The sequence below is a fragment of the Nonomuraea sp. NPDC048881 genome (assembly GCF_040649795.1).
Taxonomy (GTDB): Bacteria; Actinomycetota; Actinomycetes; order Streptosporangiales; family Streptosporangiaceae; genus Nonomuraea.
In genome coordinates this window covers 96,670-117,427 of the sequence record NZ_JBEZGC010000019.1, presented here as the reverse complement: position 1 = coordinate 117,427, position 20,758 = coordinate 96,670, and the positions used below count along the sequence as shown (strand labels likewise).

Annotated in this window: 23 protein-coding genes; 13 read left to right on the top strand and 10 right to left on the bottom strand. The window is 71.2% G+C overall.

Going from position 1 to position 20,758, the window contains the following annotated elements; all coding sequences use genetic code 11:
* Window positions 1-16: 16 nt before the first annotated feature.
* Both AB0C33_RS41920 and AB0C33_RS41915 read right to left on the bottom strand, forming a co-directional pair.
* Window positions 17-1,447, bottom strand: a complete 1,431-nt coding sequence (locus AB0C33_RS41920; protein WP_358298540.1) for an ATP-binding protein — start codon at window positions 1,445-1,447, stop codon at window positions 17-19.
* A complete protein-coding gene (locus AB0C33_RS41915) occupies window positions 1,444-3,093 on the bottom strand; it encodes an FAD-dependent oxidoreductase (protein ID WP_352319969.1) in 1,650 nt (549 codons plus the stop codon). The genes AB0C33_RS41920 and AB0C33_RS41915 overlap by 4 nt, the downstream gene beginning before the upstream one ends.
* 84 nt (window positions 3,094-3,177) lie before the next feature.
* Between AB0C33_RS41915 and AB0C33_RS41910 the strand changes: the two genes are divergently transcribed.
* Window positions 3,178-3,750 carry a helix-turn-helix domain-containing protein gene (locus tag AB0C33_RS41910; RefSeq protein ID WP_358298539.1) on the top strand — a complete coding sequence of 191 codons (573 nt, stop codon included), beginning with the start codon at window positions 3,178-3,180 and terminating at the stop codon, window positions 3,748-3,750.
* On the opposite strand, the gene AB0C33_RS41905 is transcribed toward AB0C33_RS41910, so the two are convergent.
* Both AB0C33_RS41905 and AB0C33_RS41900 read right to left on the bottom strand, forming a co-directional pair.
* Window positions 3,740-4,501 (bottom strand): SDR family oxidoreductase, encoded by a 762-nt coding sequence (locus AB0C33_RS41905; protein ID WP_358298538.1) that lies wholly within the window; start codon window positions 4,499-4,501, stop codon window positions 3,740-3,742. The genes AB0C33_RS41910 and AB0C33_RS41905 overlap by 11 nt on opposite strands.
* A 24-nt stretch (window positions 4,502-4,525) precedes the next feature.
* A complete protein-coding gene (locus AB0C33_RS41900) occupies window positions 4,526-5,371 on the bottom strand; it encodes an RNA polymerase sigma-70 factor (protein WP_358298537.1) in 846 nt (281 codons plus the stop codon).
* Between the two features lie 124 nt (window positions 5,372-5,495).
* Here AB0C33_RS41900 and AB0C33_RS41895 point away from each other — a divergent pair, with 124 nt between their 5' ends.
* Window positions 5,496-6,173, top strand: a complete 678-nt coding sequence (locus AB0C33_RS41895; protein ID WP_358298536.1) for a ThuA domain-containing protein — start codon at window positions 5,496-5,498, stop codon at window positions 6,171-6,173.
* A 51-nt stretch (window positions 6,174-6,224) separates the two neighbouring features.
* A complete protein-coding gene (locus AB0C33_RS41890; RefSeq protein WP_358298535.1) occupies window positions 6,225-7,112 on the top strand; it encodes a hypothetical protein in 888 nt (295 codons plus the stop codon).
* A 17-nt stretch (window positions 7,113-7,129) separates the two neighbouring features.
* Here AB0C33_RS41890 and AB0C33_RS41885 read toward each other — a convergent pair whose 3' ends face one another.
* Both AB0C33_RS41885 and AB0C33_RS41880 read right to left on the bottom strand, forming a co-directional pair.
* Window positions 7,130-7,759: a MerR family transcriptional regulator gene (locus tag AB0C33_RS41885; RefSeq protein WP_358298534.1), complete on the bottom strand. Its 630-nt coding sequence runs from the start codon at window positions 7,757-7,759 to the stop codon at window positions 7,130-7,132.
* A 15-nt stretch (window positions 7,760-7,774) separates the two neighbouring features.
* Entirely contained in the window at window positions 7,775-8,623 is an 849-nt protein-coding gene (locus tag AB0C33_RS41880; protein ID WP_358298532.1) for a LysR substrate-binding domain-containing protein, read from the bottom strand.
* 257 nt (window positions 8,624-8,880) lie between these two features.
* On the opposite strand from AB0C33_RS41880, the gene AB0C33_RS41875 reads away from it, so the two are divergent.
* On the top strand, window positions 8,881-9,951 hold the full coding sequence (locus AB0C33_RS41875; protein WP_358298530.1) for an acetyl-CoA acetyltransferase: 1,071 nt from the start codon (window positions 8,881-8,883) through the stop codon (window positions 9,949-9,951).
* A gap of 45 nt (window positions 9,952-9,996) precedes the next feature.
* On the opposite strand, the gene AB0C33_RS41870 is transcribed toward AB0C33_RS41875, so the two are convergent.
* A complete protein-coding gene (locus tag AB0C33_RS41870) occupies window positions 9,997-10,947 on the bottom strand; it encodes a BadF/BadG/BcrA/BcrD ATPase family protein (RefSeq protein WP_358298528.1) in 951 nt (316 codons plus the stop codon).
* 79 nt (window positions 10,948-11,026) lie between these two features.
* Here AB0C33_RS41870 and AB0C33_RS41865 point away from each other — a divergent pair, with 79 nt between their 5' ends.
* From AB0C33_RS41865 to AB0C33_RS41840, 6 genes are all read left to right on the top strand, one after another.
* A complete protein-coding gene (locus AB0C33_RS41865; protein ID WP_358298526.1) occupies window positions 11,027-11,896 on the top strand; it encodes a MurR/RpiR family transcriptional regulator in 870 nt (289 codons plus the stop codon).
* Window position 11,897: 1 nt separating this feature from the next.
* On the top strand, window positions 11,898-12,632 hold the full coding sequence (locus AB0C33_RS41860; RefSeq protein WP_352319949.1) for an SIS domain-containing protein: 735 nt from the start codon (window positions 11,898-11,900) through the stop codon (window positions 12,630-12,632).
* Window positions 12,633-12,649: 17 nt separating this feature from the next.
* The gene (ngcE, locus tag AB0C33_RS41855; RefSeq protein ID WP_358298524.1) at window positions 12,650-14,062 is read left to right on the top strand and encodes an N-acetylglucosamine/diacetylchitobiose ABC transporter substrate-binding protein; all 1,413 of its coding nucleotides are present in this window, start codon (window positions 12,650-12,652) and stop codon (window positions 14,060-14,062) included.
* Complete coding sequence (locus AB0C33_RS41850; protein WP_352319946.1) at window positions 14,062-14,973, top strand: sugar ABC transporter permease; 912 nt, start codon at window positions 14,062-14,064, stop codon at window positions 14,971-14,973. The genes ngcE and AB0C33_RS41850 overlap by 1 nt, the downstream gene beginning before the upstream one ends.
* Window positions 14,974-15,891, top strand: a complete 918-nt coding sequence (locus tag AB0C33_RS41845) for a carbohydrate ABC transporter permease (RefSeq protein ID WP_358298522.1) — start codon at window positions 14,974-14,976, stop codon at window positions 15,889-15,891.
* A 304-nt stretch (window positions 15,892-16,195) separates the two neighbouring features.
* The gene (locus AB0C33_RS41840; RefSeq protein ID WP_358298520.1) at window positions 16,196-16,735 is read left to right on the top strand and encodes a GNAT family N-acetyltransferase; all 540 of its coding nucleotides are present in this window, start codon (window positions 16,196-16,198) and stop codon (window positions 16,733-16,735) included.
* Window positions 16,736-16,939: 204 nt separating this feature from the next.
* On the opposite strand, the gene AB0C33_RS41835 is transcribed toward AB0C33_RS41840, so the two are convergent.
* On the bottom strand, window positions 16,940-17,407 hold the full coding sequence (locus AB0C33_RS41835; protein ID WP_358298518.1) for an NUDIX domain-containing protein: 468 nt from the start codon (window positions 17,405-17,407) through the stop codon (window positions 16,940-16,942).
* 13 nt (window positions 17,408-17,420) lie between these two features.
* On the bottom strand, window positions 17,421-17,864 hold the full coding sequence (locus AB0C33_RS41830; protein WP_358298516.1) for a hypothetical protein: 444 nt from the start codon (window positions 17,862-17,864) through the stop codon (window positions 17,421-17,423).
* Window positions 17,865-18,108: 244 nt separating this feature from the next.
* Between AB0C33_RS41830 and AB0C33_RS41825 the strand changes: the two genes are divergently transcribed.
* Window positions 18,109-18,321: a hypothetical protein gene (locus AB0C33_RS41825; RefSeq protein ID WP_358298514.1), complete on the top strand. Its 213-nt coding sequence runs from the start codon at window positions 18,109-18,111 to the stop codon at window positions 18,319-18,321.
* Here the strand turns inward: AB0C33_RS41825 and AB0C33_RS41820 are convergent.
* A complete protein-coding gene (locus AB0C33_RS41820) occupies window positions 18,318-18,797 on the bottom strand; it encodes a MarR family transcriptional regulator (protein ID WP_358298512.1) in 480 nt (159 codons plus the stop codon). The two genes, AB0C33_RS41825 and AB0C33_RS41820, sit on opposite strands and share 4 nt — an antisense overlap.
* 67 nt (window positions 18,798-18,864) lie before the next feature.
* Here AB0C33_RS41820 and AB0C33_RS41815 point away from each other — a divergent pair, with 67 nt between their 5' ends.
* Window positions 18,865-19,707, top strand: a complete 843-nt coding sequence (locus AB0C33_RS41815) for an alpha/beta hydrolase (RefSeq protein WP_358298510.1) — start codon at window positions 18,865-18,867, stop codon at window positions 19,705-19,707.
* Between the two features lie 99 nt (window positions 19,708-19,806).
* A complete protein-coding gene (locus AB0C33_RS41810; RefSeq protein ID WP_358298508.1) occupies window positions 19,807-20,721 on the top strand; it encodes an ABC transporter permease in 915 nt (304 codons plus the stop codon).
* The last annotated feature ends 37 nt before the right edge of the window (window positions 20,722-20,758 follow it).

Genomic DNA, 20,758 nt, shown 5'->3' with positions numbered 1-20,758 from the left:
GCTCAGCGGATCCGGCTCACTGGACGGCGGCGGGCTCGCGCAGCGGCAGGCGCACCTCGAACCAGGTCTCGCCCGGCACCGAGCGCACCTTGAGCTCGCCGCCGTGCCGCCCGGCCACGATGCGGTAGGAGATGTCCAGGCCGAGCCCGGTGCCCTCGCCCACGCTCTTGGTGGTGAAGAACGGCTCGAAGATCCGGTCCTTGATCGCCTCGGGCACGCCGGGGCCGGTGTCGCCGATCTCGACGATCGCCTCGTCCTCGTCGTGGGCCGTGCGGACGGTCAGCGTGCCCTCCTCGCCCATGGCGTCGAGCGCGTTGTGGATCAGGTTCGTCCACACCTGGTTGAGCTCGCCCGCGTAGCAGGGGATGAGCGGCAACGTGCGGTCGTAGTCGGTGACCACGCTGACGCCCGGCGGGGTCTTGCCGCGGAAGATGGCGATCGTGCTGTCGAGCAGGTCGTGCACGTCGATCATCTGGAACGGCGCCCGGTCCATCTGCGAGTACTGCTTGGCCGAGCGGATCAGCGAGGTGATGCGCTCGGTGGCCTCGGTGACCTCGTTCAGCATCTGGGAGATCTCGACGGCCTCGGCCAGCCAGTGGAGGGCGGCCGGGGTGTGCTCCTCGCCCACCTTGCCGCGGATCTTCTGCAGGTACTCGGCGGTGAAACCGGCGTTGACCAGCGCGGGAGCCAGCTCCCACGCGTCCTCGACGCCGACGTCCTCCAGCGCCTCGCCGAGCTCGTCCTCGGCGTCGGAGATCTCCAGCGGGGAGCGTTGCGGCTGGTTGCCCAGGTTGCTCGTGCACGCCTCCTGGGCCTCGATCAGCGTGCGCAGCTTCTCCGGCGGGATGCCGGCCTCGGCGAGCTGGGCGAGCTGGATGCGGGACGCCTTGATCAGCGAACGCAGCTCGCTCACCGCGCGTACGGCCGCCGCCGCCGGGTTGTTCAGCTCGTGCGTGAGCCCGGCCGTGATCGTGCCGAGCGCGGTCAGCCGCTGCCGCCGGTCGATGATCTCCCGCTGCATGCGGCCGCCCGACAGCATGCCGTCGAGCAGGTGCATCGCCATCGGGAACCACTCGGCCACGATGTAGGCGAACTTCTTGGCGGGCAGCAGGAAGATCCGCGAGGGCGCGGTCGCGCGCAGCGTGTGCTGGTAGGTCTCCGGCGCCCGGTCGCCCAGGTACGCCGAGGTCGCGCCGCCGTACACGCCGGGCTGGGAGGCGCGCGGCATGGCGACGGTGCCGGCGCTGACCGTCTCGTTGATCATCTGCACCTCGCCCTCCAGCAGCACGGCGAAGCACTCGGCCGGCTCGCCCTGCCGGACGACGTCCTCGTCCTGGGCGTACGAGCGCACCCGGCCGCTGGCGGCCAGCTTGCCGAGCTGCTCGTCGGTCAGCCGCTCGAACAGGAAGAGCTTGCGCAGTTCGTCGATGTCGACGGTGTCGGTCATTGCTTCTCCAGATAACGATGCACCAGCGCGACGGCCATCGCGCCCTCACCGACGGCGGAGGCCACCCTCTTGATCGACTCGGCCCGCACGTCCCCCGCGGCGAACACGCCTGGCACGTTGGTCTCCAGGTAGTAGGGCTCGCGGCGCAGCGCCCAGTTGCGCGGCCGCCTGCCGCCCTGCACCAGGTCGGGCCCGGTCAGCACAAACCCCTTGGCGTCCCGCTCGATCGTCTCGCCCAGCCACGACGTGTAAGGCTCGGCCCCGATGAACACGAACAGGTACTGGGCGTCGACCGTGCGCTCCTCGCCCTTGGTCGACAGCGTGAGCCGTTCGAGGTGGTCGTCACCGGCGCCGGCGACGACCTCGGTCAGGAGGCTGACCTCGATGTTGTCGATCGCGTTGATCTGCTCGATGAGGTAGTGGGACATGGACTTCTCCAAACCATCACTCCTCACCAACAAATGGACCTTGCGCGCGAATCCCGCCAGGTAGACGGCCGCCTGCCCGGCCGAGTTGGCCGCGCCGACGATGTAGACCTCGTTGTCCTTGCACGCCGGCGCCTCGGTCAGCGCGGCGCCGTAGAAGACGCCCCGGCCGACGAACTCGTCCAGGCCGGGCGCCTCCAGCCGCCGGTAGGTGACGCCGGTGGCCAGGATGACCGCGTGGGCGGCGATCTCCCCGCCGTCCTTGAAGCCGATCACCCGGGCCTGCCCGCGCGGCTCCAGATGGGTGACCTTGCGCGCGCTCAGCAGCTCGGCCCCGAACTTCAGCGCCTGGCGGCGCGCCCGGTCGGCGAGCTGCTGCCCGGACACGCCGTCGGGGAAGCCCAGGTAGTTCTCGATCCTGGAGCTCTGGCCCGCCTGGCCGCCCGAGGCGTGCGCCTCGACCAGCACCGTGTTCAGGCCCTCCGACGCGCCGTAGACCGCCGCGCCGAGGCCCGCGGGCCCGCCGCCGACCACGATCAGGTCGTAGAAGTCGGTGGCCGGCGTGGTGGACAGCCCGACCGCGGTGGCCAGCGTGGCCTGGTCGGGGGACTCCAGCGTGGTGCCGTCCTCGGTGACCACCAGCGGCAGGTGACAACCCTCGCCCGCCGCCTTGACGAGCTGCGCGCCCTCGGGGTCCTCGGCCAGCATCCACTGGTAGGGCACGTGGTTGCGGGCCAGGAAGTCCCGCACCTGGTACGAGCGCGCCGACCAGCGGTCGCCCACCACGCGCAGCTCGGGACGCGCCGTCCGGTCGGTCCGCATCCAGGCGTCGAGCTGGCCGTCGATCACCGGGTAGAACTTCTCCTCCGGTGGGTCCCACGGCTTGAGCAGGTAATGGTCGAGGTCGACCACGTTGATCGCCTGGATCGCGGCGTCGGTGTCGGCATAGGCGGTCAACAACACCCGGCGCGCGTACGGGTACATGTCCATGGCGGCTTCCAGGAACTGCACGCCGTTCATCTGCGGCATCCGGTAGTCGGCCAGGATCGCCGCCACCTCGTCGCCGCGCAGCCGCATCTCCTTGACCGCCTCGATGCCGTCGTGGGCCGCCTCGGCGCGGACAATCCTGTACTCATGGCCGTACCGGCGCCTGAGGTCACGAGCCACCGCCCGCGACACCCCCGGGTCGTCGTCGACCGTCACGATGACCGGCTTGTCCATTCCCCTACCTTCTCCCCAATGGTCCCTAAGGGAAGGATGTCATGCACGCGTGGGTTGGTGAGCACTCGCTCATATCATGGGCGGATGAGCACCCGTGAGCGCATCCTCGACGCCGCCGAGCAGGCCATTCGGGAGTTCGGCATCTCGGGCGCGACCACGCGGCGCATCGCCCAGGCGGCCGGCTGCTCCGAGGCGCTGCTCTACAAGCACTTCGCCGGCAAGGAGCAGATCTTCCTCGCGGTCCTGCTCGAACGGCTGCCCGCGCTCGCCCCCGCGCTGGCCCGGCTGCGGATGAGCACGGGCGAGGGCGACCTGGCCGACAACCTCACCCGCTTCACCCTGGCGGCGCTGGAGTTCTACACCGAGGCCGCCACCATCGCCTCCGGCATGCTGGCCGACCCCTCGCTGCTGGCCCGGTTCAAGCACATGCTGGCCACCACCCATACCGGTCCCCACCTGCCGATCAGGGCGCTGGCCGAGATCCTCGACGCCGAGCGGGCCGCGGGCCGCGCCGACCCCGGCCTCGACCCCGGCGCGGCGGCCGCCCTGCTGATGGGCGCCTGCTTCCACCGGGCCAACCTGTCCTACTTCGTCGACCCGGCCGACAAGGACGAGGAGTGGGCGGCCGGCGTCGTCGCCGCGTTGCTCAGGCGATGACCCGGCTGGCGCCGCCGTCGACCAGCATCGAGACGCCGTTGACGTACGAGGCCCGCTCGCTGGCCAGGAACGCGATCACGTCCCCCACCTCGTCGGCCTGACCGACCCGCCCGACCGGCACGGCCCGGCCGCGCTCCTCGATCACGTCGTCGCCGCCCGACATGCCGCGCAGCCGTTCGGTGTCGATCGCCCCCGGCAGCACGTTGTTGACCAGCACGCCGTCGCCGCCCACCTCGCGGGCCAGCGTGCGCACGAGCCCGGCGACGGCCGGCCGCATGGCGTTGGACAGCGCCAGCCCGTCGATCGCCTCGCGGACGGACGAGCTGGTGACGGTGACGATCCGGCCCCACCCCCGCGACCGCATCTCCGGCAGCACCGCCTGGATCAGCCGGACGGTGCCGAGCAGGTTGCGCTGCACCGCGACGTCCCAGTCCTTGAGGCCGACCTCGTCGGAGCGGCCGGTGGGCGGGCCGCCCGCGTTGGCCACCAGGATGTCGACCGGGCCGAGCACGTCGCGCGTCTCGTCGGCCACCCGCTGAGCCGCCGCCGGGTCCTCCACGTCGGCCAGCACGGCGTGCACCACGTGGCCGAACTGCTGGAGCTCCACCACCGCGTCCGCGAGCCGTTCCGGGTTGCGCGAGCTGACGCACACGTCGCAGCCCTCGCGCGCGAGGCTCTTGGCGGCGGCCAGGCCGATGCCCGCGCTGCCGCCGGTGACCAGGGCGACCTTGCCCGAGATGCCGAGATCCATAAGCCGACTATAGTGACGGGCCGATCAGTCCGGCCGCACCCGGGTCAGCTTGTCCGGGTTGAGCACGCCGTAGAGCCCCTGGATACGGCCGTCGCGCACGTCGAGGGCGATGAGCTGGTCGCTTCCGGCCACGTGCGTCCACAGGGCGGGGCGGCCGTTGGCCTCGACGAGGCGCGCCCGGCTGAAGTCGTAGCGGGCCAGCAGGCCGCCGATGAAGCCGCTGACCTTGCGCCGGCCCAGGATCGGGCGCAGGGCGGCCCGGACCTTGCCGCCGCCGTCGTTCCACATGACGACGTCCTCGTGCAGCAGCTCGGTCAGCGCGTCGAGGTCGCCGCCGCCGGCCGCCTCCATGAACTTCGTCAGCAGCCTGGCGTGGTCCTCGTTCGTCGGCGTGAACCGGTCGCGGCCCTGCGACACCCGGACCGAGGCGCGGTGGTGCATCTGCCGGGCGTTGGCCACCGACGAGCCGACGATCTCGGCGATCTCGTCGTAGGGCAGCTCGAACGCCTCCCGCAGCACGAACACCGCCCGCTCCGGCGGTGACAGCTTCTCCATCAGGTGCAGGGTCGCGAAGGAGACGGTGTCGCGCAGCTCGGCCGTGTCCAGCGGCCCGGCCTCGCCCGTCGCGACCGGCTCGGGCAGCCACGGCCCGGTGTACGCCTCCCGCCGCACCCGGGCCGAGCGCAGCTGGTCGAGGGCCAGCCGCGAGACCACGGTCAGCAGGAACGCGCGGGGCTCCCTGATCTGGCTCCGGTCGGTGCCCTCCCACCGCAGCCAGGCCTCCTGCACGACGTCCTCGGCGTCCCACATGCTGCCGAGCAGGCGGTAGGCGAGGCCGAGCAACATCGGGCGGTATTCCTCGAAGTCCACGTCCGGCATCATGCCCTGTCGCCCGGCCGGGCGACTCGGTGGGGGCTCGGTGGGGGTTCGGTGGGGGCTCGGTGGGGCGGCTCTGTGGGTGGCCAAGGCGGGCCGGGCGTGATGGGCTGGGGGCGTGGCGAGAAATCTGATCCTGTCAGGAGGGCTCTTCCACGACTTCGCCGCCACGTCGGCCGCGCTCGCCGACGTGCTGGGCGAGGTGGGCGTCGAGTCCGAGATCACCGAGGACATCGCGGGCGCGCTGAGCGAGCCGCCGGAGGTGCAGCTCATCACGGTCAACGCGCTGCGCTGGCAGATGGGCCAGGACCGCTTCGCCGACCTGCGCGGCGAATGGCGCTTCGCGCTGCCCGCCCAGGCCCGCACCACGCTCCTCGACCACCTCGACCGGGGCGGCGGCCTGCTGTGCATGCACACGGCCGCGGTCTGCTTCGACGACTGGCAGGGCTGGCCGCGGGTGCTCGGCGGCAGCTGGAACTGGCCCAAGTCCCACCACCCGCCCCTGGGCTGGACCGGCGTGCGGGTGCACGGCGAGGCCCACCCCATCGTGGCGGGCCTGCGCGACTTCGACCTGGTGGACGAGGTCTACAGCGACCTCGACGTGCTGCCGGACGTGCGCCCCCTGGCCTCCGCGCACGGCCAGCCGCTGGTGTGGGCGCGTCCGGTGCGCCGCGGCCGGGTGGTCTACGACGCGCTGGGGCACGACACCAGGTCCTACGACAACGAGATCCACCGGACCCTGCTCCAGCGGGCCGCGTCGTGGCTGCTGAAACGGCCGGTGGACGACACCGGCTGACATGTCCGGTTCGGACAAGACCCGAGCTCGCGCGGCGGGCACGATGGCCGTATGAACGTCAATCTCTCGGCGGTCGCCGGGTTCCTGGCCACGCACGCGCGGGTCCTGGACCGGCGCCGCTTCCACTTGCTCATGGAGGAGACCGGTCCGGCCTCCGTGCTCGGCGCCCTCGACGCCTACCGCAACCCCGACGGCGGCTACGGCTGGGGCCTGGAGCCCGACCTGCGCTCGCCGGAGAGCCAGCCGGGCGCGGCGCTGCACGCCTTCGAGGTGTTCGAGGAGATCGGCCCCGACACCGCGCCGCAGGCCGTCGCCCTGTGCGACTGGCTGGAGTCGGTGACGATGCCCGACGGCGGGCTGCCGTTCGCGCTGCCGCTCACCCTGACCGAGGGCACCGCGCCCTGGTGGGCGGGCGCGGACACGAGCACCTCGTCGTTGCAGATCACGGCCATCTCCGCGGCGGCGGCCCACGGCGTGGCCGCCCACGATCCGGCCGTGGCCGCGCACCCGTGGCTGGAGCGGGCCACCCGCTACTGCCTCGACGCGATCCAGGCGCTGGACGAACGGCCGCACGCCTACGTGCTCTCCTTCGCCGTGCGCTTCCTGGACGCCGTCCACGGGACGCGGCCCGAGGCGGCCGGGCTGCTCAAGCGGCTGGCCGCGCACATCCCGGAGGACGGGCGGGTGCCCGTGGAGGGCGGCACCGCGGAGGAGCGGCTGCACCCCCTCGACTTCGCCCCCTACCCCGGACGGCCGGCGCGCGAGCTGTTCGCGCCCGAGGTGATCGCCGCCGACCTCGACCGGCTGGCCGGGACGCAGCAGGTGGACGGCGGCTGGGTCGTGGACTACGCGCGGATCTCGCCCGCCGGCGCGCTCGAATGGCGGGGCGCGGCCACCGTGCGGGCCGTCGAGATCCTGCGGCGCAACGGCGTGCTCTGACGGCCCCCGACCGGCTCTTACCGCTGGCGCTGCCCCACCCGGCGGGCCGACTCCGACTCCTGGGCCATGCGGCGCAGCGTGTCGAACGCCTTGCCGTACAGGACGGTGCCCAGCACCAGGGCCTCCACGGCGGCGTCGCGCGGCCCGTCGAAGGGGATGGTGTCCATCTCGACCTCGGTCACCAGCTTCCTGGCGGCCTCGACGTACGGTGCGAGGTCGACGCGCAGGCCGAGCTGGCGCATGCGGACCATCGTCTGCGCCAGCTCGTCGCGGGTGGGGGCGTCCTCGACGACGTTCCAGCCGAGCTCGTCGATCAGCCGGTCGACCTCGGCCCTGGCGGTTCGCCACTCCTCGTCCTGCTCGGGCTCGACGACCGGGCCGAGCGCGTAGTGCGCGATCCCCAGCATGTGGTGGATGGGCAGCGTCTCGTCGTCGACGGCGGCGATGACCTGCTTGATGGCGGCCACGGGGAGCCTGCCCACCTCCAGCAGGGCCCGGATCAGGCGCAGCCTGCGCAGGTGGGACTCGTCGTACTCCGCGCGGGTCGCGGCGGTCTGCTCGCCCTGGTGCAGCATGCCCTCACGCAGGTAGTACTTGATCGTGGGGATGGCGACACCGGATCGGGCGCTCAGTTCTGAGATGCGCATCGATAGATAATAGCGCTATCCAGAGCGGGCGACGTGGCGGGCCGCGCTCACCACCTCGTGGACGTCGGCCTGCCGGTTCCACAGGAAGACCGCCTCCAGCGGCGGCACGTCCTCCTTGATGGGCACGAAGGTGAGCGCGTCGGGCACCGCGCTGCCCTCGTGGACGCACAGGCTGTAGCCGGCCCCCGCGCCCACCATGTCGATCACCAGGTCATGGGTGGCGGCGGCCGGGCCCAGCCGGGGATGCAGCCGATGCCGGACGAACCCCTCCAGGAACCGCCGGGCCCCGGCGACCGCGTCCGACTCGGGCATGATCAGCGGCTCGCCGGCCAGGTCCGCCAGCGACAGCGTCTCCTGCCCGGCCAGGGGGTGGTCGCGGGGGAGCAGCGCGCGGACCGGGAAGCGGTGGACGAGCATCCGGGCCACGCCCCTCGGCAGCGAGCCGGGGGCGTAGCCGAGGCCGGCCTGCAACGTGCCGTCGGCGATGGAGACCAACTGCTCGGCCGTGCTCATCGGCGCGATCCGCACCGGCACGTTCTGGAGCTGCGCGAGCAGCCGGGCGGCCACGTCGGCCAGCCCGTCGGCCACGCCCAGCCGGGCGGTGCGGCCCGTGCCGCGCGCGGCGGCCACGGCCCGTTCGTAGGCGTCGAGCGCGACCGTGGCCTGGGCCAGGAACGCCTCGCCCGCCTCGGTGAGCCGCACGCCGCTGGACGAACGGCTGAACAGCTCGACGCCTATCTCCTTCTCCAGCGCCCTGAGCTGCTCCGACAGCGTGGGCTGCGCGATGTGCAGCGCGGTCGCGGCGCGGCGGAGGCTGCCGGCGCGCGCGATCGCCATCGCGTATCTGACGTAGCGCAGATCCATCTCTCACCTCGGGGTGATGATGATGGGCTATCGGCTGATCACCTCTCCGTATTACAAGACGGGGCAGCCCGCGTGAAGGCATCCAGTCACGGCTTGTGCCTTCCCGCTGCTCAGGACCTCGCCCAACCTGGCGGCGAAGACCTTCGGACGGAAGACGTGGCCGTTGTGGCCGCCCGGAAACTCCGCGTACGGCACCTCTGGCGCCTCGGCCGTCCGCGAACCGAGCAAGCGCTTGTCTGGACGTGTTATCGTGCGGGATGCAGTCCTTCGCCGGGTGCGCGGCCGTGGCCGGGATCGGGATGACCGAGCTGACCAGGCAGTCCGGGCGCACCGAGCTGGAGCTGGCCGCCGAGGCGTGCCGGGCCGCCTGCGCGGACGCCGGGATCGTCCCCGGCGAGGTCGACGGGCTGCTCAGCTACCACATGAACGACTCCGCGCCGGTCGTCCAGGTGGCCCGCGCGCTGGGGATCGAGCGGCTGCGCTGGCACAACGACATCGCCGGCGGCGGGACACAGGCGGCGTCGGTGCTGGGGGACGCGGCCATGCTGATCCACGCCGGCGTGGCCAGGAACGTCCTGGTCTTCCGGGCGCTCAACGGGCGGTCCGGCACGCGGATGAACACCGCCTCCACCGGCCCCCTGGAACGCCACACCTACGGCCTGGCGGGGCCGATCCCGCTGTTCGCCATGGCCGCGACCCGCTACCTGCACGACACCGGGCTCACCGCCGAGCACCTGCACGCCGTGGTCGCCCAGTCCAGGCGCAACGCCGCCGCCAACCCGCGCGCCCTGCGCCGCGAGCCCCTCGACCTGGCCGCCTACCTGGCCAAACCGTACGTCTGCACGCCGCTGCGCACCGCCGACTGCTGCCTGGAGACCGACGGCGCGTGCGCGCTGCTGGTGAGCGGCGTCCTGGACGGCCCGCGCATCCGGGCGGTCGTCCGCGGCGGCGGGCCCGGCTGCTCCTCCATGGACCGCTCGCCGGACGTGACGGCCGTCTTCTCCGCGCACGTCGCGCCGCTGTTGTGGGCGGCGTCCGGGATGCGGCCCGCGGACGTCCGGGCGGCGCTGCTCTACGACGCCTACTCCTGGCTGGTGCCCCGGCAACTGGAGGACTTCGGGCTGGTGGCGCGGGAGGACCTGGGGGCGTACCTGCTGGAGCGGCGGCACGCGTGGGTGAACCCGCACGGCGGCCTGCTGTCGGAGGGGTACGTGCACGGGCTCAACAACGTGGCCCAGGCGGTGCGGGAACTGCGCGCCGGGCGCGAGACCGCCCTGGTGACCGGGTTCGGCGGCAGCTACGGCAGCGCGGCCCTCCTCACCCGGTGAACGTCAGGCAGTGAACGTCAGGGAGCGAACGTCAGGGAGCGAACGTCAGGGAGTGAGCGTGAACGCGGCGTGCGAGCTCCGGCCGTCGTCGCCGGACAGCACGCCGCGGGCCGCCAGCCAGGCCGCCGCGCCCGCCGCGTCGCGCGCCGTGCGCACCCGCTCGCCGGACAGCCGCGCCAGCACGGCCCGGCGCACCGGCCCCTCGTTGGTCAGCACGCTGCCCGCGAGCACGATGTCGCCCGAGACGTGCACCCTGCGCAGGGTGGCCACCAGACGGTCGGCGGCCTCCTCGGCGACCTTGAGCGCCATCGGGTCACCGGCCTCGGCCGCCCGGCTGACCAGGGCGGACAGCGCGGCCAGGCGCATGTGGTCGGCCTGCGCGAGCCGGACGAACCGGTCGGCGACCGCCCGCGGCGACGCCGGACGCTCCTCGCCCAGGACATGCTCGACGACGAGCGCGACCAGGCTGCCCGGCTCGCCCGTCGCACCCCGGTCGAGGGCGGAGACCACGGCCTTGGCGGCGGCGCGGCCGATCCAGAAGCCCGAGCCCTCGTCGCCCAGCAGCCAGCCGAGCCCGTCGGCGATCGTGTCGATGCGGTGGCCGGCGACCCTGGCCGCGACCGCGCCCGTGCCCGACAGCAGCAGCGAGCCGTCGGGCTCGGCGGTGCCGGCGGCGTAGGCCACCGCCACGTCGCGCTCGATCAGCGGGCCCGCCTCGATGCCGTGGCCGGCCCACACCCGGGCCAGCTCGGGAACCAGCGTGTCGACCTGGCCCGCGACCCCGGCCAGCGAGGCCACGACCCGGCCGCCGTCGTGCGACCCCAGCGCCCGCCCGAGCGCCGTGCCGATCGCCGCCACCGCCTTGTCCAGACCGTGTGCCGAGGGGTTGCCGGCGCCCGCCCGCGCGTAGCCGACGCGGGTGCCGTCGAGGGTGTGGACGGAGACGCGCGTCGAGGTGGCCCCCGCGTCGACACCGACCACCAGCGATTTGGTCACGGTCGAATTCTGGGGGTTGACGTGACCGGGAAGCAAGAATAATTTTCGCCAGAAGACCGAGTATTCGGAAGGAATATTCGTGACTTCAGGAGCCCTCGGGCGCGTCGAAACAGAACTGCCCGGTCTGCCGGAGGCGTTGCGCCGGGTCGGCGAGGTGATCCTCGGCGACCCCGCCGAGGCCGCGCGGTCGACCATCATCGCGCTGGCCGAACGGGCGGGCAGCTCGCCCGCCACCGTGACCAGGTTCTGCCGGGCGTTCGGCTTCTCCGGCTACGCCGAGCTGCGGGTCGCCCTCGCCACGGAGACCGGCAGGGCCGCGCAGGCCGGCTGGGGGGCGGGGGTCGGGCACGAGATCGGCCCCGACGACCCGCTCGACTCGGCCATCGAGGTGATGGCCGCCGCCGACGCCAGGCTCATCCAGGACACCGCCGCCCAACTCGACCTCGCGATGGTCGCCCAGGTCGCCGACGCCGTCGTCAGGGCCCGCCGGGTGCTGCTGATCGGCGTCTCCACCAGCGGGAACGTCGCCACCATGCTCGAAGGCAGGCTGCGCCGCATCGGCATCCCGTGCTGGAGCGCCGGCGACGCGCACGTGGCGCTGTCGGAGGCGGCGCTGCTCGGCGCGGACGACGTCGCCATCGGCATCAGCCACCGGGGCCGCACCCGCGAGGTCATGGAGGCGCTGGCCGAGGCGGGCAGCCACGGCGCGACCACGGTCGCCGTCACCTCCTTCGCCCGCTCGCCGCTGGCCGAGCTGGCCGGCCTGGTGCTGACGACGGCCAGCAGGGAGACCACGTTCCGGCTGGGCGGGCTGGCGGCCGTGCACTCGCAGATCTTCGTGCTCGACGCCGTCTACGTGGCGGTCGCGCAGCGCACGTACGAGCGCACCAACGAGGCGTTCGAGCTGACGATCAGCGCGGTGGAGAGCCACCGCGTGGAGAGAGGCTGACATGCGGTACGCGTCCAAGGCCCTCGCCCTCGCCGGACAGGTCGCCGAGAGCCAGGCGGAGCCGGTGCGCCGGGCCGCCGCCCTGATCGTCGCCGCGCTGCGCGCCGGCGGGGTGGTCAACGCGTTCGGGTCGGGGCACTCCGAGGCCATCGCCATGGAGATCGCCGGACGGGCCGGCGGCCTGGTGCCCAGCAACCGCCTCTCCCCGCGCGACCTCGTCCTGTACGGCGGCCGGCCGCCGAGCGTGCTCACCCCGGAGCTGGAACGCGACCCGGCCGTCGCCCACGAGATCTACGACCTGGCCCCCGTCGAGCCGCAGGACGTGTTCGTCCTGATCTCCAGCTCCGGCGTGAACGGCACGGTCGTGGAGCTGGCCACGCTGGTCAAGGAGCGCGGCCACCCGCTCGTCGCGATCACCTCGGTCGCGCACAGCACGCGCATGACCTCGCGCCATCCCTCGGGCGGCAAGCTCATGGACCTGGCCGACGTCGTGCTCGACAACGGCTCCCCGTACGGGGACGCCGTCCTCGACCTGCCGGACGGCGGCACGTACGGCGCGGTCTCCACGATCACCTCGGCGCTGCTCGCGCAGATGGTGGTCACCGAGGCGGTGGAGGAGCTCGTCGCCCTGGGCGAGCGGCCTCCCGTCTACCTGTCGGTCAACGTGACCGGCGGCGACGAGCACAACAAGGCCCTGGAGAGCCGATACGCAGGGCGAATACGACGAGGATCATGAACAGCTAGGAGCCATCAATGCCTGACACCCCCCATATCAGCCGTCGTCAACTCCTGCGCGGCGCGGCCCTCGTCCCCGTCGCGGGGGCGCTGGCCGCCTGCGCCACCCCGGCCGCCAAGCCCACGGCCACCGCCTCGTCCGCGCCGGTGGCGACCAGCGCGGCCAACCCGTTCGGCGTCGCGGACGGCAAGCCGCTGGAGGTGTGGATCTTCGACGGCGGCTTCGGCCAGGACTACGCCAAGAACATCCACGAGCCGCTGTTCAAAGCGAAGTACCCGAAGAGCGAGATCAAGCACAACGCCACCAAGGAGATCACCAAGGTCCTCCAGCCGCGGTTCGCCGGCGGCAACCCGCCGGAGGTGATCGACAACTCCGGCGCCAACTTCATGGACTTCGGCGCCCTGTCCCAGGACGGCCAGCTCCAGGACCTCACCCCCCTGCTCGACGCGCCGAGCTGGGACGACCCCGCCGTCAAGGTCAGGGACACCATCGACCAGTCGGTCATCGACATCGGCACCTACGACGGCAAGTTCAGCGTGCTCGGTTACGTGAACTACATCCACGGCATCTGGTACTCACAGAAGGTGTTCAGGGACAACGGCTGGGAGATCCCCAAGACCTGGGACGAGTTCGTCAAGCTCTGCGAGACGATCAAGAAGTCCGGCAAGATGGCGCCCTTCACGTACGCCGGCAAGTTCCCCCAGTACCTGTACGAGCCGCTGCTGACCATGGCCGCCAAGATCGGCGGCAACGAGGTGCTGGTCAACATCGACAACCTGGAGGACGGCGCCTGGACCACCGAGGCCATGAAGACCGCCGCCGCGGCCTGGGCCGAGGTGGGCGCCAAGTACCTCATGGAGGGCACGACCGGTCTCGACCACGTGCAGACCCAGACGGCCCAGAACAAGTACAAGGTGGCCATGCTGCCGTCCGGGTCGTGGCTGGAGAACGAGCAGAAGAGCACCACCCCGCCCGACTTCGAGTACGGCATGTTCCCGATCCCCGACGTCACCGGCTCCGACAAGATGCCGTACGGCACCCTGCACACCCAGCCCGGCGAGAACTTCATGGTCGCGGCCAGGAGCGCCAACCCGCAGGGCGGCATCGAGTACCTGCGCGGCATGTTGTCGAAGAAGGCGGCCGGCGACTTCAGCGAGATGGTCAAGACGGTGACCGCGGTCAAGGGCGCGACCGAGGGCCGCACGATCTCGCCCGGCGTCACCAGCGCCTCCAAGGCCGTCGCCGACGCGGGCGCCAACACCGTCTACTACCGCTGGAACACCTGGTACGGCCAGCTCAAGGACGAGGGCATCGCGGCCACCGGCGAGCTGATGTCCGGCGGCCTGACGCCGGAGAAGTACCTGGAGCGCATGCAGAAGAAGGCCGACGAGATCAAGAACGACTCCTCGATCAAGAAGTTCAAGCGCTGATGTTGTTCAACAGGTATCGCCGCGGGCTGTTCATCACCGCGTTCCTGGCAGCCCCGGTGATCCTCTACCTCGCCTACGTCATCTCGCCGCTGATCCAGGCGTTCCGCATCGCGATGACCGACTGGCGCGGCGTGACGGCCACGCCGGACTTCATCGGGCTGGACAACTTCGTCCGGCTGTTCAAGGACGGCGTCTTCTGGAAGGCCGTCAGCCACAACGCCATGCTTCTCGTGCTGCTGCCGCTGCTCACGATCGTCATCGCGTTGTTCTTCGCCTTCCTGCTCAACGTGGGCGGGCGCAAGGGCTCCTCGGGCATTGCGGGCTCGAAGTTCTACCGGGTGGTGTTCTTCTTCCCGCAGGTCCTGGCCGTGGCCGTGGTGGGCGTGCTGTTCCAGCAGGTGTTCCGGCCCGACGGCAGCGGCATGCTGAACGGGCCGCTGATCGCGCTCGGCGCCAAGCCGGTCGGCTTCCTGTCCGACCCCGGCGTGGCCTTCTGGTCGGTGCTCGGCGTGCTGGTCTGGCAGGCGGTCGGCTTCTACGTGGTGCTGTTCTCGGCCGGGCTGGCCTCCATCCCGCGCGACATGTTCGAGGCGGCGCAGATCGACGGCGCGGGCCGGTTCAGCCTGTTCTTCCGCATCACGCTGCCGCTGCTGTGGGACACGATCCAGGTGGCCTGGGTCTACCTCGGCATCCTGGCGCTCGACGCGTTCGCGATCGTGTGGGTGATGACCGACCAGCACGGCGGCCCCGACTGGTCGACCACCGTCATGGCCGCCGAGATCTACCGCAACGCCTTCCAGTACTTCCGCTTCGGCTACGCCTCGGCCCTCGGCGTCATGATGTTCTTCTTCACCGTCGGCTTCGCCATCCTCTCGCTGCGCCTGTCACGCCGCGAACGAATCGAGTACTAGATGACAACGACGACCACGTGGACGGTGGCGAACTCCCGCAAACTGGCCCGTCAGGAGCGCCGGCGGCGGCTCGGGCCGATGGCCGTGCTCTCCCACGCCGCGCTCCTGGTGTGGACGGTGCTCGTCGTGGTGCCGATCCTGTGGACCTTCCTGGCCTCGGTGAAGAGCGAGGACGAGATCTTCGGCGAGGCGTGGGGGTTGCCGGCCAAGCTCAACTGGGACAACTTCGCCCGCGCCTGGGAGCAGGCGCACATCGGGCAGTACATGCTCAACAGCGTCATCGTCGTCACCTTCAGCGTGGCCGGGACGATGCTGCTCGGCTCGATGGCCGCGTACGTGCTGGCCCGGTACCCCTTCCGCGCCAACCGGCCGATCTACTTCCTGTTCGTGTCCGGGCTGGCCTTCCCGGTGTACCTGAAGCTGACGCCGCTGTTCTTCGTCGTGCAGAACATGGGGGCGGTGCCGCTGGTGGGGCCGTACATCGGGTTGAACACGCATGCGGGGCTGGTGCTGGTCTACATCGCGTACTCGATGCCGTTCACGGTGTTCTTCCTGACCGCGTTCTTCCGTACGCTGCCCACGGCGGTGGGGGAGGCGGCGATGGTGGACGGCGCCTCGCACACCCGCGTGTTCTTCCAGATCATGTTGCCGATGGCCAGGCCGGGCATCATCAGCATCACGATCTTCAACGTGCTCGGGCAGTGGAACCAGTACCAGCTGCCGCTGGTGTTGCTCCAGGACCGGGACAAATGGGTGCTCACGCAGGGGATCGCTGACATCTCCACGTCCGCGGGGTACGACCAGGACTGGTCGGCGCTGTTCGCCGCGCTGACGTTGGCGATCCTGCCGATGCTGGTGGTCTACACGGTGTTCCAACGCCAGATCCAGTCCGGCCTGACCTCTGGAGCCCTCAAATAGGGGGACGTCGCCTTCGGCCAATGGTCTTCGCCGATGGAGCGCTTCGCGCCTCGTGAGCTCAGGCGATTCTCCTTGAGGCGCCTGGCGGCGCAACCCCCGCGCCTGGCGGCGCAACCCCCGCGCCTGGCGGCGCAACCCCCGCGCCTGGCGGCGCCATGGCCCCGCCGGCGCCAGTGCTCTGACCGCGTACGTTCGCCGGATCGGTGGTCGCTTCGTCGGCCCTTGGAGCGGCCTGTGTTTCTGGGAGGCGGTGTCACAAGAAAATTGGTTGCCTGGGGGTCAAAGCTCATGTTGGCTGGCCGGCATGGCTGAACTGCGTACCGAGCGCCTCGTCCTGCGCCGATGGCGTGACTCCGACCTTGAACCGTGGGCGGCCATGAACGCCGATCTCGAGGTCCGGGAGCACTTGGGCGACCTGCTTACCCGCGAACAGAGCGATGCCTCCGTGTCGCAATTTCAGGCCGAGTTCGACCAGCGAGGCTACGGGTGGTGGGCGGTTGAGGTGGAGGCCACGGGCCAGTTCATCGGCTTCGCAGGCTTGGACGAAGTGGACGACCACATGCCGTTCACAGGAGTGGAGATCGGCTGGCGGCTCGCCCGCTCGGCCTGGGGCCAGGGCTACGCCACCGAGGCTGCGCTGACAGTCCTGGCCCACGGCTTCGACGCTCTTGAGCTTCCTGAGATCCTCGCTGTCACAACGGCCACCAACCTTCGTTCCCAGGCGGTGATGCGCCGGATCGGCATGACCCGGGACCCGGCCGACGACTTCGACGACCCCACCGAGCCCGAAGGGCCACTGCGTCCGAACGTGCTGTACCGCATCGCCCGTAGTGCGAGCATCTGACGTTCTCCACCAGGGGCGTTTGATCAGGCTGCGGCGGAGACCGGGCGTCCGCCCCATCGGATGCCTTTCTCGCTGCGGATGCGGATCCGGCCGTCGAGCCATCACTGGCCGCGCGCCGGATTGCCTCCCGCTACGCCGACCTCCGGCGCCTGCACCATCCGTCAGGAATGATCTACTAGACGCTGCCGCCGTAACCGGCCGACCTCAATCGACGTGGGGATGCCTCTGCCGCAGATAGTCGTTGAGCTGTCGCCACTGGGTCGGATGGATGTCGAGCGTGTGCAGTTCGCCCGGCTCGACCCAGCGCACGTCGCTCGCCTCGTCGTTGGCCTCCGGACGGCCGCCGACCGGGCGGGCGATCAGCATCACCTCGTACTCCTGACGGACCTCGCCGTCGGTGTAGGCCACGATGTGGCCCGGGTCGGAGTAGACGCCGAGGAGGCCGGTGGGCTCGACGCGGACGCCGGTCTCCTCCTCCGTCTCCCGTACGGCGCACCGTGAAGGGGTCTCGCCGATCTCCATCTTGCCCATCGGCAACGCCCACTGACCGGTGTCGCGCCGGCGCTGCATGAGGATGCGGCCGGCGTCGTCCACGGTCAACGTCCCGCAGGCCGGCACCAGGCTGTTGGCCTTGGGGGCGTCCGGGTCGTTCCAGTACTCGACTCGTCCCACGGGGAACGCCTCCTCAGACTTGCGCGCCGGACCACGGAACGGCTCCGGCCCAGACTCGCTCGAACGATGACATGTAGTGCTCGGCCATCGTCCCTCCGTCGAGGCGATGGAAGTGGAAGGTCGGGTGGGCGGAGGCTGGTTCGCCGTACGCGTGCGGGTTGACCAGGATGTCGTCGTCGTAGCGGAACAGCGAGGCGTACAGAGTGGTCGCGTGCAGACGAATCTCGCAGCCATCCACGTCCGGCAGCGTCCGGTAGTAGGTCAAGGACGAGCGGATCTTGGCGGGCAGCGTTCCGCCCAGCCCTTCCTCGCGATCTCGCGTCTCCACCGACTGCGCGTCGGGATCGCCGAAGCACAACCTGATCGCGACACCGCGCTGCGCGATCTCGCTGAGCAAGCGGGCGATCCCGGGTTGCGTCTGGGCGTAGAACGTCCCTGAGAAGACGAGGACGTCCACCCGCTCCTGAGCGTCGGTGAGTAGCCGTAGCCAGAGCTCACGAGGCACGCCGGCACGGTCGGGAAAGACCTCCACGAGCTCCGACCGGTTCGCCCTGCCGCGGCGAGCCTGGAAGGTCCGCTCACACTGGCTTCACTTGGCGTACCGGTCCGGGGCCGGGAAGAGCGGCACGGCCAGTCGCTCTCCGCTGCGCGGAACCGCGAAGGTCGCATCAGAGCGCCGCGCTCACCGCCGGAGCACGGGCGTGAGCCTGACGCTCCAGGAAGTTCTCGGCAGGTTTCCCGGGTGGCGGATCACCGACGTGACCGGCGGCTGGGTCGCGTTCCGCGTCCCCCTCGTGTCCCGTGACAGCGGGCTCTCCAACGTCCGCTGCGGGGCGACCCTGGCGGAACTGGCCGGGAACCTCCAGGCCGAGAGCAGGCTGCGACAGCCATGTTCACCTGAGCCGCCGGCCTAACCCTGGGTGACGGCCTTGTGGACGTCGCTGAGGAAACGCTCGATGGTGGCCTGTTCCGTGGTGTCGTACCGGCCCAGGAGGGTGACGATCTCCTGGATGAGCGGGCCGAAGAAGCTCCAGCCGAGCGTGACGGCGCTCTCGTCGACCTTCAGCAGCACCCGCCGCCGGTCCCGGGTGTCGCGTTCCCGGCGGACGTGACCGAGCCGTTCCAGACGGTCCACCACCGCCGTGGTGCCCGCGGAGTTGAGGCCGAGGTGTGTGCCCAGCGTTCCGGGGGTGGCGGGGGTGCCGGTGCGGGCGGCGTCGAGGAGGCAGATGAGGGCGCGTACGTCGGTCGGGTGCAGGGCGTGCGCGGCGGCGAACCGCTCGCCCATGCGGTCGAGTTCCACGGTGACGGCGCGCAGCAGATGGACCAGCCGCATCCCGGCGTCCTGGTCGTCCACGGTCGCGGCATGCTCCGGCGGCGGCGTCGTCATGCCACCAGTATGGCATTATCTCGCCCAGCGAGATTATTGCTGAGCAAGCTATTCAGTTAGGTGCGGCATGTCCGACTTCCTCTCCGCCTACGACGCGGTCCTCGAACGCTGGCCGGTTCCGGTCGAGCCCATCGACCTGGTCTCGGCGTACGGCACGACCCGGGTGAACGCGTGCGGCCCCGCCGACGGCCCGCCGCTGGTCCTGCTGCACGGCGGCGGCACCACGGCGGCGATGTGGTTCGCCAACGTCGCCGCGTTCGCCCGCCGCCATCGCGTGTACGCCGTCGACCGCATCGGCGAGCCGGGACGGAGCATCCGCGGCGAACGCCCCCTGCGCAGCGCCGGCGACCTGCTCGGCTGGCTGGACGGCGTGCTCGACGGCCTCGGCATCGACAGCGCCGCGGTGTGCGGACACTCCTACGGCGGGTGGATCGCCCTGACGTACGCGCTCCACGCACCCCGGCGGGTCGAGCGGCTCGTCCTGCTCGACCCGACGCAGTGCTTCGGCGGGTTCCGGGCCGGATACCTGGCCCGCGCGCTGCCCACCCTGCTGCGGCCGACGGCCTCGCGCGCGCGGGCCTTCCTGGAGTGGGAGACCGGCGGCGCGCCCGCCGACCCCGCCTGGCTGCGGCTCTACGGCCTGGCCGCGGAGTTCCCGGACACGAAGGTCGTCACCGGGAAACGGCCCGAGCCCGGATCGCTGCGCGGGCTCACCACGCCCGCCCTCGTGCTCGTCGCCGGCCGCGGCAAGGCGCACTCCCCGCACCGCGTCGCGTCGGCCGCCGCCCGCCTGCTGCCGGGCGCGCGGACCGTGGTGCTGCCGCGCCTGTCCCATCACGCGATGCCGTGGCACGAGCCCGCCGACCTCAACGCCCGCGTCGTCGACTTCCTCGACGGACGAGCCACCTGACCCGACGCCCCTCGAAGGCGCGCCAGGACGCCCGTCTCGCCGCCCCGGAACCTAGACTCCTGGGCATTCCGCGACGCAGCAGGCCGTGAGGAGACTCCCATGCCATCCGCGCCCGAACAGGAATCACTCGCCGCCCTCGCGACCCGTCACGGGCTGCGGCGATCCATGGCCCGCCCGGACATGCGCGTCTACCTGCGCCGATTATGGGAACGCCGGCACTTCATCCTGGTGTACGCGACCTCGCGCACCGCCTCGAAGTACTCCGCCTCCGCGCTCGGTCAACTCTGGCAAGTGGTGACGCCGCTGCTGAACGCCGGTATCTACTGGGTCATGTTCGGCCTCGTCCTGGGCGGACACGAGCACATCGAGAACTATGCGGCCTTCCTCGTCACGGGGATGTTCGTCTTCACCTACAGCCAGCGGTCGGCCTCGGCGGGGGCCAAGTCCGTCTCGGGGAACCTCTCGCTCATCCGCGCCCTGCACTTCCCCCGCGCCGCGCTGCCCCTGGCCTACACCCTTCAGGAACTGCGGCAGGCGGCCGTCTCCATGGGGGTGCTGCTCGTCCTCGTGGTCGTCATGGGGGAGTTCCCCACCTGGTTCTGGCTGCTGGTCCCGGTCGCCCTGCTCCTGCAGACGATGTTCAACATCGGGCTGAGCCTGGTCCTGGCGCGGCTGGGGGCCTCGCTGCGCGACGTGAACCAGCTCCTGCCGTTCGTCCTGCGGACCTGGCTGTACGCCTCCGGGGTCTTCTTCTCGATCCAGTACAAGATCGTGGGATATCCGGACCCGGTCACCGGCGAGCCGGTCGGCGGGGTCGGGCTGCCGCAGTGGGTGGCCGACGTCATGTATCTCAACCCCGCCGCCTCCACCATCGAGTTCATGCGCGACATCCTGATCCACGCCTCCAGCCCTCGCCCGCTCGTCTGGCTGAGCTGCGCGTTCTGGGCGGTCGCCGGACTGACCCTCGGGCTCTGGTACTTCTGGCGGGCCGAGGACACGTACGGGCGTGGGTGAGGGCCGGAAAAGGGTTCGCGCGCGGGGGGCGTGCTCT